This window comes from Bacillus sp. SSR7, from assembly GCF_055902415.1.
Genome location: NZ_JBVVXV010000003.1, coordinates 255524 through 269978, shown reverse-complemented (window position 1 = coordinate 269978; position 14455 = coordinate 255524). Strand labels below are relative to the sequence as shown.

The window sequence follows — 14455 nt, the reverse complement described above, 5'->3', positions numbered from 1 at the left end:
AAACTCCCTTTCGGGAGTTTTTTAGGATGCTTTTATTTCACGAGATTCGGTTAGTAAGGGAACTTTTTTCGCGCCGCTTAGCTTAGCGATTGTAAGTCCGCTAAGAGCTCCGATTAATGCAGGTACTAGCCAACCTATTCCTTCATTATATAAAGGGATAAATTCAAAATATGATGTGATAAATGAAACTGAAATACCACCTTGTTTTAATCCATCAAATACGCTTACGATTGCTGCTCCAATTAAAGCACCTACATAAACAGAGCGATATCCACCGAAATATTTATGCAGTAACGATAGTAGAACAAGTACAATCGCAACTGGATATACAACAAGTAGAATTGGAACAGAGATGGAAATGATTTTTGTTAAACCTAAGTTGGCAACTAATAATCCCAATACACAAATGATACTTGCGAATGTTTTGTATGAAAATTTAGTCAATAATGTTGAGAAATATTGACTACATGCAGATACAAGTCCAACACATGTTGTTAAGCAAGCGAGTGTAACGATAAGAGATAATAAAAGCAGACCATATGGACCGAATAATTGTTGTACGATCACAGTAAGTAATTGTCCACCATTCTTTGCATATCCGAGCGAGACGCTAGTTGCACCGAGCCAGCCAAGCGCACCATATACAAGTACGAGGCCAGTAGCAGCAATAAGTCCAGCTTTGGCTGTTGCGATAGCAATGGATTTACGATCCTTCACACCTTTAGAGCGAATGGTATTTACAACGATAATTCCAAATGCAAGTGCTGAAATGGTATCCATCGTTAAGTATCCTTCCATAAAGCCTTTGAAAATCGGAGAAGTTTGATACTCTTGCATTGCAGGTCCTGATTGTCCAAGTGGTGTAAATACACTTTTAACAAACAATAAGAAAATAGAGAATAATAAAATAGGTGTTAATATATTTCCAATACGATCTACAAGTTTAGATGGATTCAAACTCAGCCAATATACGATAGCAAAGAAGATGATTGTATATACAAAAAGTGCTAGGCTGCTAGAGCGAATCGTTTCTGGTAAGAAAGAACTAACGCCCATTTCATAAGCGACATTTGCAACGCGTGGAATACCCATAGAAGGACCGATTGCGATGTATACAACTACCGTAAAGAATATTCCGAATAATGGGTGGACATGACTTGCAAGTTGCTGCATACCATTTCCTGATAACGAAATTGCGATAACTGTTAGTAGTGGTAAACCGACTCCTGTTAGTAAAAATCCAATCATTGCCGGCCAAAAGTTTTCGCCTGCATTTTGTCCAAGCATGGGAGGGAAAATTAAATTACCTGCCCCAAAAAATAAAGAAAATAGCATAAGACCCGTGAAAAAAATATGTTTTTTTGATACAGTGTTCATTGTTTTTCCTCCTTTATTAAAATTCATTTGTAAGAACACAAAAAACTCGTCCCTAAAGAAAGGGACGAGTTATATTTACCCGCGATACCACCCTAATTTATACATGTAGAATTGAGTCTATATGTATACGGCTTTACAACGTACAACATGATACGTGTTCCTTGTAACGGGGGACAGCCGGTAAGAACTTACTGTAACATTCGGTTCTACTTCTCGGAGATGATTTTCGGCTATGCACTGAACGTTGGCTTTCAGCAAATCGCCAACTCTCTGGGGGACAGTCCTATAACATACTCGTTCTCGTCAATGAATTTTTATTCAAGTATTCTGACAGTATTGTTACATGTTTTTTTTTGAAAGTCAACATTTTTTTGAAAGATATGTTTATATACAGAAATATCGAATTTGATATTCGTTGTAGTAAAAAGAATGGTGAATTGTAAAACGGGAGTAAAATTTTGTAGAGAATTGTAAAGTTTATAGAGAAAGTTGATATTTATAGGAGTAAAGAAGGTATTGTTTGAATTTACAGAGAATAATACAACAATCCACTTGCTGGAAAGAACAAACCAAAAGAGGTGACTGAAATGCTTGCGATGGGAGTATTATTTGGCATTATTGCTATAATTGGTTTTATGTGGTTATATTATTCGCGTTCGTTTAAACAAGCAGAAGTTTTACTCTTTCAAAAAGGTAGTTTGTTGACAAATCAGTCTAGATATTTAGTATGTCCGAAGTGTGGAAGTGCACAGGCCAGAAGTGGAGGATATCAAGAGTGTTGCAAAATTAGATTATGAAAGAAGGAAGCCTCACATTATTTTGTGAGGCTTCCTTCCTTACAACTTCATGGCGCTCCAAATGGTCCAACGATCTCTTTCGATAATAGGAGAGACGTTTTGTAAGGCGGTCTTTACTTGTTGTAGAAGTTGAGAAAGTTCATAATCTGTTAGTTCATATAGAATGGATCGGCCTGTTCGAGGCGATAAATCTTGCAATAATGCCTCTACAGAATCATGTATTTTTCGTATCTCCCATTGTGTTTGAGTGGGGAAAACGTGAAGAAAATATTTTTGTAATTCTTGCTGTATCTTGGTGGTTTTTGGACGTCTTTTTGATTCTATTTCAATGAGTTTTGGGAAGATAGAGAAAAAATATCCACGGATGTGCTCGGGACTTCCAGGGATCGTACAATCTTCAATAGTTCGGTCTTGTACAATAAGTACACCGTTTTTCTTTAATATCCGAGAAGCTTCACGTAGAAATGTAGGAACGTCTTGTAAATGATGAATAACTGCGCGCGAAATAACAATGTCGAATGTATCATTAGGATATGGGACGCTATGTGCATCACCTTGAATGATAGAAATGTTTGAAAATCCGCTACAATTTTCTTTTGCAGCCTGTAATATTTCTTTTGAAAAATCAAGCCCAACAACACTTTCTGCTCCCATAAGAGCAAGTTCTTTCGTATAAATCCCGCCACCACAGCCTATATCAATTATTCGTTTATTTTGTACGTCTGTAATATTTTTTATCATTTCTCTCCAAGAAATATGGGCGTTTCGCTGTGCGTATGTGTATTTATTATTTGCATCGTGAAAATTAATGGACATGAAAAAGACCTCCTTTCAATGCTTAGTATAGCGTATTTTATAGTGTGTCACGTTTTTGTTTTTTGTATGAAGATTATAAGAGTTTCTTATTGTAAAAGGAGGATTAAGTTGAAAAGGAAATATGTATTGCTGTTATTTGTTATGTTACTAGCATCTTGTAGTCAAGTTGAGCAAAAAAAAGAAACAAAAAAAGTGGAAGAGACGGTGAATGAAGTGAAAGAAACAATAGAGGTAACCGTTATACCAAAAAAACATAAAGAGAAAAAGTTACAGGAATCAGAAGCTAAGGTAGTAATAGACATTATAGAGAAAGCTGAGAAACAAGACATAACAGGTAGCTTTGGTGAACCTGAATATGAAATACAAATTAGTAGAGATGGGAAGAAAGAAACGTATTATGCATGGCTAAGAGGAGAAGACAGACGAGGATGGGTACAACATAAGAAAGCTATGTATATGCTGAATAAAAAAGATACAGAAAAGCTTTTGGCTATATTTCCAAATGTATCAGAACAAAAAGAAGATGAAACACAGGCAGGTCCTTTAACGGAAGTAACAAAAAAAGATTTGCATATTACCGCGTTCCATATTAAAGCGGGCGATCAAAAAGTGAATTATACAGTACGGTATACGATTTCACAATCACTATACAACAAGTTAGAGAAGGAACAAGAATACTATTTGCAGGTCATTTTTCCAGAAAAAGTTCAAAAATTAATTGGAGCAAAAGAGAGTGAAAAAATCTTAGGAGAAAAGGTAAAGGAAGGATATAAACAGTATGAATTGCATGCTACTGTTCCCGTACAAGGTGCTTCAGAATCACAATTAAAGTCATTAGAAACATATTATGAAAATTATGATTTAAATATATTAAATAGTAAAAAAGAAAAAATAGGTGTTTTTCAAAATATTATTCAAATTGTTAAAGAGTATGGTGAAAAAATGAATTTACAAAGATAAAGTGAAACTTTAATTAGTTGGGAGGAATGTAAATTCGTAAAGTCTATATGACCTTTCCTAGGAAATGATAATAGAGAGGGGAGTCCCCTCTCTATTACTTTGCTTTTGCAGATGGCTCATTCATTGATTTTCGCGTAATAAGAAAAGAAATCATAAGAGCAGAAAGGATGATAAAAGCAATAAATACGTGATTTGGCAACAAATCTAATAATAATACGTAGCTAACGGTATAAAAAATAAGAGTTGAAGCTAAAAACGATAAAGCGCCTATTATGAGAGATTGTAAATTCATTCGTGTACACCTCCTTTTATTTATATTTTTGGCTAAAAATGGATTAAATAAACATTATTTCTAACGATAGAAAAAAATATGTCATAATAGAGAAAGAACCGGCGTTAATGAATAAATATGATTCATTAATGAGAGATAAAGGAGAGGAATATGAAAAATAATAAAAAAGGATTATGGGGAATTATTGTTGCCATAGGTTTATTTTTACTTTCTAAGTTAAAGTGGGTATTTGCAATTTTTAAATTAGCAAAGTTTTCAACAGTATTTAGTATGTTTCTATCACTTGGTGCATACGCAGTTATATATGGTTGGAAATTTGGAGTAGCGCTCATTTATTTGTTGTTTATCCATGAAATGGGCCATTTATGGGCTGCGAAAAGAAAAGGTATACCAACATCACCAGCAATATTTATTCCATTTATGGGCGCTCTTATTGGGATGAAAGAGATGCCTAAAAATGCAAAAGATGAAGCATATATTGCCTATATGGGACCTCTTTTCGGATTACTTTCATTTTTACCGGCTATTCCACTTTATATGATAACGAAAGAGCCGTTTTGGGCGCTCATTATTTTACTCGGAAGTATGATTAATTTCTTTAATTTAATTCCGGTTTCTCCGTTAGACGGGGGACGGATTATTTCAGTTGTAAGTACGAAAATTTGGGGAGCGGGGCTTGTTTTACTACTTGGGTATTCAATTTATTTTAAAAGTATTTTAGGCGGATTTATTGTTATTATCGGCTGTATGGAATTATATAGAGTAATAAAGCGAGATGAGCCGATTAAGGAATTAGGATATAGAATTGATGGAATGAAAGAATATGTTGCAAGGCTTGAAGAAGAGTTAAAAGAAACTGGTGCAGTACATCGGAATATATATATGATGCAACATGAAATAAATGTATTAAGGCAAAAAGAAAGAGAGAAAGAATTAAAAACAGGAGAACTTCAAAAGATTGAAGTGTTAGAGTATCTGTTACCAAAGTTTGAGCCACTTGATTACGTCCCATATGAAGATGAAAAAGAAACACATACAATTCATATACGAGAAGCATTTGAAATGTCAGAAAGAAAATTACAGGAATGGGATGCAGACAAGAAACAACAGGAAAACTATTACAAAGTGGATACGAAAACGAAATGGACAGCATTTGCTTGTTATATCGGATTAATGGCTATACTCGGTTACGCAGCTTATGAAGGGTATATGGTTTTACAAGAACATTTGCCAACGAGGAATGTATAGAAAAATATTGTCGAAATGATAGGAAGAATTTATACAGGAATTAGATTTCTACGAGAGAATGTTACAAGTATAGTATCACATTGTAATATCTCTAGTAGAGAAGGAGTTCTGTATATGAAGAAATTGTTACGTGTATTCGGGATTATTATCGTGATGATCATTGCGAGTTATAGCCTTATGAAAGTGCTGTTACATTATGCGAATAAGCCTGCTGATGTAAATACGATAGCTCAAATAGAAGATGTACAAGAAGAGACAAAAGTACTGGATTTTATTCGTATGACACATGAAAGTTATAATAATTTCTTAAATTATGGTAAAGCAGAGAACTATACAGAAGGGGACTGGAACCAATTGAAACAATGGTTTCAACAGCAAGAATCGACTTTGAAAAATATACATACAGAAGTAAAGAGTGAAAAAATAAAACGTGATGTAAATAGAAGCTATGAAATTGCAAAAAAAGGTGTGGAACTTCAAAATATTGAGTATGTAGTTTATGCGCATCGTGTATACCATGACTTGGATATTATCGTAAATAAATATAGAGGTGAAACGAATATCTGGGGGTATACAGAATTTGGAGATGGGAAAGATATAAGGCTAATTGAACAAGCTATTCAGTCTAAAAAATAAGCTAGCTAGTATTCTAGTTAGCTTATTTTTTTTGTAAGTGCAATGTTCATATATTTTTCACAAAAACATCGTGTTAATAGTGATTAAAATCACAATCTGTATTATACAATTCAGTTAAACTAAAAACAGTTAAGGAAATAGAGGAGTGGGATACAATGTTAAGTGAAAAAACAATTGAAATCGTAAAGTTAACAGTACCATTATTACAGGAAAAAGGCGTTGAAATTACAACGAGATTTTATGAAATTTTATTTTCGGAACATCCGGAGTTATTGAATATCTTCAATCATACAAATCAGAAAAAGGGAAGACAACAACAGGCGTTAGCGAATGCTGTTTATGCAGCTGCAACGTACATTGATAATTTAGAAGTTATTATTCCAGTTGTAAAACAAATTGGGCATAAGCATAGAAGTTTAGGTATTAAAGCGGAACATTACCCAATTGTAGGTACATGTTTACTACGCGCAATTAAAGAGGTTGCAGGTGCACCTGATGAAGTCTTACATGCATGGGGAGAAGCTTATGGTGTCATTGCTGATGCATTCATTAGCATTGAAGCAGAGATGTATGAAGAAGCGGCACATAAAGAAGGTGGATGGAAAGATTTCCGTAACTTTGTAGTTGTTAAAAAAGTGAAGGAAAGCGATGTTATTACGTCATTTTATTTAAAACCTGAAGATGACGGGAAAGTTTCTTCATTCATCCCAGGACAATATGTGACGATTCAAATAAATATAGAAGGTGAAACATATACGCATAATCGTCAATACAGTTTATCAGATGCTCCTGGAAAAGAATATTATCGTATTAGTGTAAAGAAAGAAAAAGGTGTAGATACACCGGACGGTAAAGTATCTAACTACTTACAGGATCATGTACAAGAAGGGGATATGTTACCAGTAAGTGCACCAGCAGGGGATTTCGTATTAAATATGGATTCAACATTACCAGTTGTACTAATTAGTGGTGGGGTAGGGATTACTCCGATGATGAGTATGCTAAATACGTTAATTGAACAAGACTCAAAACGTAATGTATGTTTTGTTCATGCAGCGATAAATAGTAATACACATGCAATGAAAGAACACGTTGAGGCAGTAGGTAATGAATACGAACAAGTGAAAGCATACACTTGCTATTCTGCACCAACTGAAAAAGATTTGGAAATGAAGAACTTTGATAAAGAAGGTTTCATTGAAGCTGAATGGTTAGAAACTATTATCCCGACAACGGAAGCAGAATTTTATTTCTGCGGTCCCGTACCATTTATGAAACATATAAATGCTGCACTAACTGATTTAGGTGTAAAACAAGAGCATATTCATTATGAATTTTTCGGTCCAGCAGCAAGCTTACAATAGATGGAGTTTTGAAGAAGCAAAAAAACGAGGTATTATTTCATCTCGTTTTTTATCCCGCTTTAATGGGCAGTAAGACCCCCACCTCAAAATTCAGCGAAAGCAAAGAAGTTAGGAGGGGGTCGGGCTGCCCCTAAAAGTCCGATTGGTGAGGGCTGATAATCATTGGGGGATGAAGAAAACCCCCAATGATTAAAGTTTCACTTTATTTGTTCTCGTAATAGTCGATTTACCGTTTCGCGGCGTATACCGATGAGCTGACCAATTTCAGTTTGTGTTAATATTTCATATATAGGAATGTCACCTAAATATAGTGTGAACCATTCTTGTAAGCGATGAAGACGTTCTTTTGGAGAGACGGTCGTCAATTGGTCGATACGTTGCTGCATCATTCTTAATTTTGACTGTAATTGCATAGCGATATTTGCATATGATGCAGGGTCCGCTTGAAGTTGATTGTACCACTCATTGCTAATTATAGGTTCAACTTCCGTTTTCATTAAAGCGATTGCTGTACCGTGATATTCCTTCGGTGAAATTAAGGAATGGTGAGGTATCGTTTCTCCTGGAACGATAATGTTGAATAGAAATGGTGTTCCATCTTCTTCTATCCTTACTACTTTTAATAAACCTGTTTTTATAAAATATAAAGGACCGTCCTCACCTTGACGGAATAGTACATCTCCTTTGTGTAGAATCAATGTTAGCCCCCCATTTATTAAACATTTCTATTTCTTTTAGTGTATATGTATAAAGACAATATGCTATTTAAACAGCAATTTCATTGACGAAATATATGCTATTACAGTAGTATACTATTTAGTGTGTAATAGTACTAGCAATGAATACGCTGTAGGGGGTTTAGTATATTGTTAGATGCGATAAAAATGACGGATATGAGAATTCCAGCGAATGCCATCATTCATGTAGAAGAGATGAAAGGTGGAGTCGTGTTATCCGTTGAAGTAGATGGCCAAATTATTTATACGATGGCTTATGATGAAGAAACAGATAGTTATGCTGAATTATATGATCGAAGCGATAAGAGGGCGTGCCAAGTACATGAAGACTTTATGGGATGGTCACTTCTTCACTAAAAAAGATGTCAATATGACATCTTTTTTTATTAAAACGATAGAATATACAAAGAAATGAAATATAAGGATAAAATTTGTAATAAATGATTTTGCATTGTTAGCACTTTGTAACTGCAAGTAAATTATTTTTTCGCTATCATAAAGATAACAGTCGCAGTTATAGGAGTGGTCAACGTGAAGAAAGTACATATTTCCAATTACATGTTATTATGTGTTTGTTTAATTTTATTTGTTCTCTTAGGAGGATTTTTATATTCATGTGTATAAAAAAAACGCATTCTAAAAAGAACGCGTTATAAAAAAGAAGTAATGATTAATCTAGTCCCAAGAATAATTAATGTGATACGTAATAAATTAATTACGGCGTTACCGCTTAATTTTGTATTAATATACGCCCCGATTTTTCCACCAATCCATGCACCAGGAATAAGAATTAATGCGTAAATCCAGCTGACATTTCCAAGGGAGATGTGAGTTGCAGAACTTACAATTGCTGATAGAAATACGATAAACATCGAAGTTGCTACAGCAATATGTGCTGGGAATGCAAAAAGTAGCATCATTGCTGGAACAAGTAAAGCACCGCCACCAATTCCAAATAATCCAGATATAAAACCAACTATAAAGGCGATAAAGATAGCGAGAAGCGGTGGGAATTGATAGTGTACAGTGTTTCCTTCGTTATCTGTAAAAGAGCGCTTGATTACAGTCATATTTGATAAAGAAAGGGGTTTTAATTTGTCTCGTAACATAAGAAGAATGGAGACAAAAATAAGAAAAATCCCAAAATATAAAGAAAATGTATCTTGGTTTAAAAATTTATTTGCCCACGAGCCGATGATACCACCAGGGCCACTCCCGATAAATAAAATAAGTCCACTTTTGTAATCTACTCGTTTATGCTTCATATAAGTAAGGGTGGAAGATAGTCCTGTAAAAACGACTGTTACCATTGAGGTTCCTACTGCAAGTTGTGGTGATAGGCTGTGTAATCCGATTAATAACGGAACAATAATAATTCCGCCGCCAAGTCCGACTAGACTCCCGACTGTCCCGGCGATTAGCCCAATGAAAAGTAACATGATGTATTCCAAAATTGCCAACTCCTCTATATAACTTATCCACCAATTATTATACACGCTTTTTCATGAGAAAAAGCTTTGTTCACAAAAAAGTCGTCTTCCTAGAAAAATAAGGAAGACGACTTTTGATTAAAAGATTAAGTGTAATAAAGAGTAAAATAAAGCAGCTAAAGAAGCTGAAATAGGAAGTGTGATAACCCAAGTAATTAACATGCGTTTTGCAGTTCCCCATTTTACACCTTTTACACGATGAGAAGCACCCACCCCTAAAATAGAAGAAGAGATAACGTGCGTCGTACTAACTGGTAAGTGAATGAATGTTGCACCGAAAATAACAAGAGATGATGATAAATCGGCAGCTACACCATTTACAGGACGAATTTTCATAATTTGTCCACCAACAGTTTTAATAATTTTCCACCCACCGACAGAAGTACCAAGACCCATTGCAATTGCACAAGATAATTGTACCCAGAACGGGATGTCGCTAGAAGTATGATAGTTATTAGCCATAAGAGCCATTGTAATGATTCCCATTGCTTTTTGCGCATCATTCGTACCATGTGTATAAGCTTGTAATGCAGCAGTGAAAATTTGGAATATACGGAAATTTTTGTTCGTCTTCGTTAAATTAAAGTTTTTAAAGACGACTTTAAAAATACTGTATACGATATACCCGATAACAAAAGCGATAATCGGTGAAATGATTAAAGCTTCAAGAATTTTTATGAAACCTTTAAAGTTTAATGAACTAAAGCCAGCAGCAGCAATAGCTGCACCTGCGATTGAGCCAATAATGGCATGCGAAGAACTACTTGGAATACCGTAGTACCAAGTAATCAAATTCCATGCTATCGCCGCAAGTAAAGCTGCTAAAATAACAAGAGAACCATTTGGTAAAGCGAACGGATCAACGATGTCTTTGGTAATTGTTTTTGCTACACCTGTAAATGTCATCGCACCTAAAAAGTTCATAATAGCTGCCATAATAATTGCATGTCTAGGCTTTAGAGCTTTCGTTGAAACAGCCGTTGCAATAGCGTTTGCTGTATCGTGAAATCCATTAATAAAGTCAAAAGCTAAAGCGCAAATGACTACTAAAACGGTCAGTATCAAGAGTGTATCCATGATCAAACTCCTTACGCGTTCTTCATAATAATTGTTTCTAATACGTTTGCAACGCTTTGGCAGCTATCCGCTACTTCTTCAAGCTCTTCGTAAATCTCTTTGTATTGAATGATCTTAATTGGATCCTTTTCACGAGAGAATAAGTGCTTAATCGCATGACGGCGAATATCATCACATTGTGATTCATAATCCTTAATCTTAATCGCATTTGTACGAATGTCGACTAATTTTTTGTTAGACATTAATTCAACAGAGTTTGCAATTTCAATCGCACATTGATTAATTGCCTCTACGAATTTAATCATGTATTCATCAGCTTCTGTAATAGAATACATTTCGAATAGACCAGCACTATGATCTAATCCGTCTAATACATCATCCATACTCATTGCAAGCTGTAGGATGTCCTCACGTTCAATAGGAGTAATAAACGCTTTGTTTAGCTCCATAATGATTTCGTGAATAAATGAGTCACCTTTTGACTCATACTCTTTCATGCGCATAGAAAACTCTTTTAAATCGCTAGCATTTTTAATTTTATACTCCACGAAAAACTGCGCGCCTTCTTTTAAATTTTCGGAAACATTCATTAACATTTCAGAAAATTTATCTTTTTTTGATTTAAAGACCATTATTAGTTACCCCCACAAAAGTAATATATGTAAAATATATTGGCTAGTCAATTCTAACAAAAAACTGTCGTTTTTTAAAACATTTTATCGAAAAGTTTACAAAAACTTAACATAACTCTTATTGTTGTATTAATAATATTAATAATCAATATTGAATATCTTACTTGTAGAATGTCCTTTTCTTGCAAAAAGTATGAATGTGAAAGAAAAGCTTTACACTACAGGAAAGACTACGTTATTATAATAAATTTAAAAGGAGGTATATTCTTCCTTTTGAAAAGAAGAGTGTAAACAAACGAAGGAAGTGAACGAATGAAATTGAAGAACACTCACTTAAAAAAAATGCAGGAGTGGTTCAACAAGAGGAAGAAGCTTCGTAATTCATTAATTGTATTAGGAAGTTTGCTCGCTACTCTATTTATTGCTATAAATATAATAATTTCTATTCAAGACATATCTGAATTAAAGCAAGCTGTTCCGCAGCCGACCTTAATTTATGATGCAAATAATGAAGTTGCGACTAAATTAGCTTCTTCTAAAACAGAAGGCGTAAAAAAGAAAGATATTCCTGATATTATGGTTCAGGCCATTGTTGCAGTAGAAGATAAGGAATTTTTTAACCATCATGGGATTTACTATATTGGAATTATAAGTGCAGTTTTTAAAAATATTACAGCAGGAGAAGTTGTAGCAGGGGGAAGTACAATTACACAACAACTTGCGAAAAATGTATTTCTGACACAAGACCGCACATACTCTCGAAAAATTAAGGAATATTTTTTAACAAAAAAAATAGAGCGTACGTATACGAAAGATGAAATCATTGAAATGTATATGAACCAAATTTATTTTGGTGAAGGTGCTTGGGGTATAAAAAGGGCAGCTAAATCTTATTTTGATAAAGATGTAAAAGATTTAACAATTTCAGAAGCAGCAACGATTGCGGGCTTGATTAAAGCACCATCTGCGTATTCACCTTATAAAAACTTTAACAAGTCAATTGAAAGACGTAATGTCGTATTAAGTTTAATGAAAGAGCAAGGGTATATTTCGGACGAACAGTATAATAAAGAAAAAGAGAGTGGACTTGTGTTAAAACGTGGCGTTGATGATAAATACAAGGGAAAATACTCTCAATATGTAGACTATATTGTTAGAGAGGCGATGGACAAGTACGAATTAACACAAAATGAAATTTTAGCAGGTGGTTATCGTATTTATACAGAGCTTGATTCGAAAAAACAACAGGCCGTAGAAGACGTTGTGAATAATGATAGTTATTTCAAAGATAGTGGCTCAGACCAACTTATGCAAACGGGTGTAGTTCTTATGAATCCCAAAACAGGTGGTGTACCAGCTTTAGTTGGAGGCAGAGGGCCGTATCAGTTTTTACAGTTTAACCATGCAACCCAATTAAAAAGACAACCTGGCTCAACGTTAAAGCCTTTGGCTGTATATGTACCAGCGTTAGAACAAGGATATGAAGTATACGATATATTAAAAGATGAACCATTTAACATCAAAGAATATAAACCACAAAATAGCGATCATACTTTTCACGGTGATGTGACAATGTATGAAGCCGTAGCAAAGTCGTATAATGTTTCAGCTGTGTGGCTATTAGAACAAATTGGATTAGATAAAGGATTGAAATCTTTAGAGCGATTTGGTATTCCATTAGTGCCAGAAGATCGTACGTATCCGATTGCTTTAGGCGGTATGCATGTGGGAACATCTCCATTTGTAATGGCTCAAGCATACAGTACATTTGCAAATGACGGAGTCCAAGTGGAAGCTCATGCAATTAGGGAGATACAAAATGCTGAAGGTGAAACGCTTGGAAAGTGGTATAAGAAAGAGACACGAGTGACGAGCGAAAAAGTTTCTCAAAAAATGACATATTTATTAAAAGGTGTTGTCGAAAAGGGAACGGGCGAAAAGGCGAAAGTTAATAATGTTGATACGGCAGGTAAGACAGGAACTACTCAAATTGTAAATGGCCCGAGCACCGGTGCAAAGGATTCATGGTTTGTTGGATACACACCAGATTTGGTAGGTGCAATTTGGGTAGGATATGATAAAACCGATAGCGATCATTATGTTCCGGGTGGTAGTCAAATTACGACGACAATGTTCCGGGATATTATGAAAAAAGCGAACGCAAATCCAGCTCAAAAAGCATTTCAGTTATCTCTCATATCTGAGGCTGATTATAAAAAACAATTGACTACAATAGAAGAGGAAAAACGAAGAAAAGAAGAAGAGAAGAGAAGGAAAGAAGAGGAACAACAACGAAAACAAGAGCAACAAGAGTGGCTTGATAAAGTGAAAGAGTGGATTCCTTCATTTTGGTAAAAGAAAGAGGCGAATAACGAAATTCGCCTCTTTTTTTGTACAAAAACAACATAAACTTTTAATCGGTAGAGATTTTTGTCTATCTTCATTAGCTATTAATCCATATCTATTGAGATACATGATATTACTCATTAAGTATAATATTTGTACTGCCAAAGGATTCGGAATCGTATGTGACGATTATTTGGCCTTTACTAATAGGTTCGTAAGGTAATTCTTCTTCGTAATTACCGCTATTTTCATTGTGGATAGAGAGTGTCATTTCATCGATTTTTTTATTTTTATACTGATCTTTAATCGTTTCAGCAATTTGGAGTAACGCCTCGGAACTAGAAGCTTTCGTAATAAGCATCCCTTTTATAACTTTTTTTTCATTCTTTGTGGCATTGGAATAAGGAATGTTGCTTTGTTTCGTATATAGAAGTTTGTATGGAGCAGTTTTTCTCTCTGCTTTTGATATAGTGGAATATTTTAGAGTTAAAAAAAATCCTACACATAAAATAATGCATACCATAAGTGCAAACCAAATGCGTATTAGTGACATAACTCTCATTTTCATCCCTCTTTCATATCTTTGACTTCACTATTTATCATACAAAATGAGGATTAAGTTAAAGTAAATTTGAGGTAAAGAAACGTAAAGAAGGAGCACTTATCCTCCCAAATAAGTGCTC

General features: G+C 34.6%; 15 protein-coding genes and 1 other annotated feature. Of the genes, 7 read left to right on the top strand and 8 right to left on the bottom strand.

Features of this window, described 5'->3' with window-relative positions:
• Positions 1-21: 21 nt before the first annotated feature.
• The gene (brnQ3, locus tag AC0NJG_RS08685; RefSeq protein ID WP_087951819.1) at positions 22-1377 is read right to left on the bottom strand and encodes a branched-chain amino acid transport system II carrier protein BrnQ3; all 1356 of its coding nucleotides are present in this window, start codon (positions 1375-1377) and stop codon (positions 22-24) included.
• A 57-nt stretch (positions 1378-1434) separates the two neighbouring features.
• Positions 1435-1693: a binding site (T-box leader), on the bottom strand.
• Positions 1694-1964: 271 nt separating this feature from the next.
• On the opposite strand from brnQ3, the gene AC0NJG_RS08680 reads away from it, so the two are divergent.
• Complete coding sequence (locus AC0NJG_RS08680) at positions 1965-2174, top strand: hypothetical protein (RefSeq protein ID WP_000880630.1); 210 nt, start codon at positions 1965-1967, stop codon at positions 2172-2174.
• A gap of 39 nt (positions 2175-2213) precedes the next feature.
• Here AC0NJG_RS08680 and AC0NJG_RS08675 read toward each other — a convergent pair whose 3' ends face one another.
• Positions 2214-2990 (bottom strand): class I SAM-dependent methyltransferase, encoded by a 777-nt coding sequence (locus tag AC0NJG_RS08675; protein WP_474062983.1) that lies wholly within the window; start codon positions 2988-2990, stop codon positions 2214-2216.
• A 108-nt stretch (positions 2991-3098) separates the two neighbouring features.
• On the opposite strand from AC0NJG_RS08675, the gene AC0NJG_RS08670 reads away from it, so the two are divergent.
• Positions 3099-3950 (top strand): YhfM domain-containing protein, encoded by an 852-nt coding sequence (locus AC0NJG_RS08670; RefSeq protein ID WP_143880970.1) that lies wholly within the window; start codon positions 3099-3101, stop codon positions 3948-3950.
• Between the two features lie 94 nt (positions 3951-4044).
• Here the strand turns inward: AC0NJG_RS08670 and AC0NJG_RS08665 are convergent, their stop codons facing one another.
• Positions 4045-4242 carry a hypothetical protein gene (locus AC0NJG_RS08665; RefSeq protein ID WP_001978191.1) on the bottom strand — a complete coding sequence of 66 codons (198 nt, stop codon included), beginning with the start codon at positions 4240-4242 and terminating at the stop codon, positions 4045-4047.
• A 150-nt stretch (positions 4243-4392) separates the two neighbouring features.
• On the opposite strand from AC0NJG_RS08665, the gene AC0NJG_RS08660 reads away from it, so the two are divergent.
• From AC0NJG_RS08660 to hmpA, 3 genes are all read left to right on the top strand, one after another.
• Positions 4393-5490, top strand: coding sequence for a site-2 protease family protein (locus AC0NJG_RS08660; RefSeq protein WP_429680423.1), 1098 nt, complete (start codon positions 4393-4395; stop codon positions 5488-5490).
• Positions 5491-5604: 114 nt separating this feature from the next.
• On the top strand, positions 5605-6126 hold the full coding sequence (locus AC0NJG_RS08655) for a hypothetical protein (RefSeq protein WP_087951821.1): 522 nt from the start codon (positions 5605-5607) through the stop codon (positions 6124-6126).
• Positions 6127-6281: 155 nt separating this feature from the next.
• Positions 6282-7490, top strand: a complete 1209-nt coding sequence (hmpA, locus tag AC0NJG_RS08650) for an NO-inducible flavohemoprotein (RefSeq protein ID WP_088328143.1) — start codon at positions 6282-6284, stop codon at positions 7488-7490.
• Positions 7491-7687: 197 nt separating this feature from the next.
• Here hmpA and AC0NJG_RS08645 read toward each other — a convergent pair whose 3' ends face one another.
• Complete coding sequence (locus AC0NJG_RS08645; protein WP_087951823.1) at positions 7688-8188, bottom strand: Crp/Fnr family transcriptional regulator; 501 nt, start codon at positions 8186-8188, stop codon at positions 7688-7690.
• A 168-nt stretch (positions 8189-8356) separates the two neighbouring features.
• On the opposite strand from AC0NJG_RS08645, the gene AC0NJG_RS08640 reads away from it, so the two are divergent.
• A complete protein-coding gene (locus AC0NJG_RS08640) occupies positions 8357-8584 on the top strand; it encodes a hypothetical protein (protein WP_087951824.1) in 228 nt (75 codons plus the stop codon).
• Between the two features lie 293 nt (positions 8585-8877).
• Here the strand turns inward: AC0NJG_RS08640 and AC0NJG_RS08635 are convergent, their stop codons facing one another.
• From AC0NJG_RS08635 to AC0NJG_RS08625, 3 genes are all read right to left on the bottom strand, one after another.
• Positions 8878-9678 (bottom strand): sulfite exporter TauE/SafE family protein, encoded by an 801-nt coding sequence (locus AC0NJG_RS08635; RefSeq protein WP_000455758.1) that lies wholly within the window; start codon positions 9676-9678, stop codon positions 8878-8880.
• A 117-nt stretch (positions 9679-9795) separates the two neighbouring features.
• Positions 9796-10794: an inorganic phosphate transporter gene (locus tag AC0NJG_RS08630; RefSeq protein WP_000380267.1), complete on the bottom strand. Its 999-nt coding sequence runs from the start codon at positions 10792-10794 to the stop codon at positions 9796-9798.
• 11 nt (positions 10795-10805) lie between these two features.
• On the bottom strand, positions 10806-11426 hold the full coding sequence (locus AC0NJG_RS08625) for a DUF47 domain-containing protein (RefSeq protein ID WP_000231448.1): 621 nt from the start codon (positions 11424-11426) through the stop codon (positions 10806-10808).
• A gap of 312 nt (positions 11427-11738) precedes the next feature.
• Here AC0NJG_RS08625 and AC0NJG_RS08620 point away from each other — a divergent pair, with 312 nt between their 5' ends.
• Positions 11739-13781 carry a transglycosylase domain-containing protein gene (locus AC0NJG_RS08620; RefSeq protein ID WP_474062982.1) on the top strand — a complete coding sequence of 681 codons (2043 nt, stop codon included), beginning with the start codon at positions 11739-11741 and terminating at the stop codon, positions 13779-13781.
• Between the two features lie 124 nt (positions 13782-13905).
• On the opposite strand, the gene AC0NJG_RS08615 is transcribed toward AC0NJG_RS08620, so the two are convergent.
• Positions 13906-14334 carry a hypothetical protein gene (locus tag AC0NJG_RS08615; RefSeq protein ID WP_087951826.1) on the bottom strand — a complete coding sequence of 143 codons (429 nt, stop codon included), beginning with the start codon at positions 14332-14334 and terminating at the stop codon, positions 13906-13908.
• Positions 14335-14455 lie beyond the last annotated feature (121 nt).

Bases quoted from the DNA above. Each gene is read 5' to 3' on its own strand.
- brnQ3 (WP_087951819.1), bottom strand. From the start codon at position 1,377: ATGAACACTGTATCAAAAAAACATATTTTTTTCACGGGTCTTATGCTA.
- AC0NJG_RS08680 (WP_000880630.1), top strand. From the start codon at position 1,965: ATGCTTGCGATGGGAGTATTATTTGGCATTATTGCTATAATTGGTTTT.
- AC0NJG_RS08675 (WP_474062983.1), bottom strand. From the start codon at position 2,990: ATGTCCATTAATTTTCACGATGCAAATAATAAATACACATACGCACAG.
- AC0NJG_RS08665 (WP_001978191.1), bottom strand. From the start codon at position 4,242: ATGAATTTACAATCTCTCATAATAGGCGCTTTATCGTTTTTAGCTTCA.
- AC0NJG_RS08660 (WP_429680423.1), top strand. From the start codon at position 4,393: ATGAAAAATAATAAAAAAGGATTATGGGGAATTATTGTTGCCATAGGT.
- AC0NJG_RS08655 (WP_087951821.1), top strand. From the start codon at position 5,605: ATGAAGAAATTGTTACGTGTATTCGGGATTATTATCGTGATGATCATT.
- hmpA (WP_088328143.1), top strand. From the start codon at position 6,282: ATGTTAAGTGAAAAAACAATTGAAATCGTAAAGTTAACAGTACCATTA.
- AC0NJG_RS08630 (WP_000380267.1), bottom strand. From the start codon at position 10,794: ATGGATACACTCTTGATACTGACCGTTTTAGTAGTCATTTGCGCTTTA.
- AC0NJG_RS08625 (WP_000231448.1), bottom strand. From the start codon at position 11,426: ATGGTCTTTAAATCAAAAAAAGATAAATTTTCTGAAATGTTAATGAAT.
- AC0NJG_RS08620 (WP_474062982.1), top strand. From the start codon at position 11,739: ATGAAATTGAAGAACACTCACTTAAAAAAAATGCAGGAGTGGTTCAAC.
- AC0NJG_RS08615 (WP_087951826.1), bottom strand. From the start codon at position 14,334: ATGAGAGTTATGTCACTAATACGCATTTGGTTTGCACTTATGGTATGC.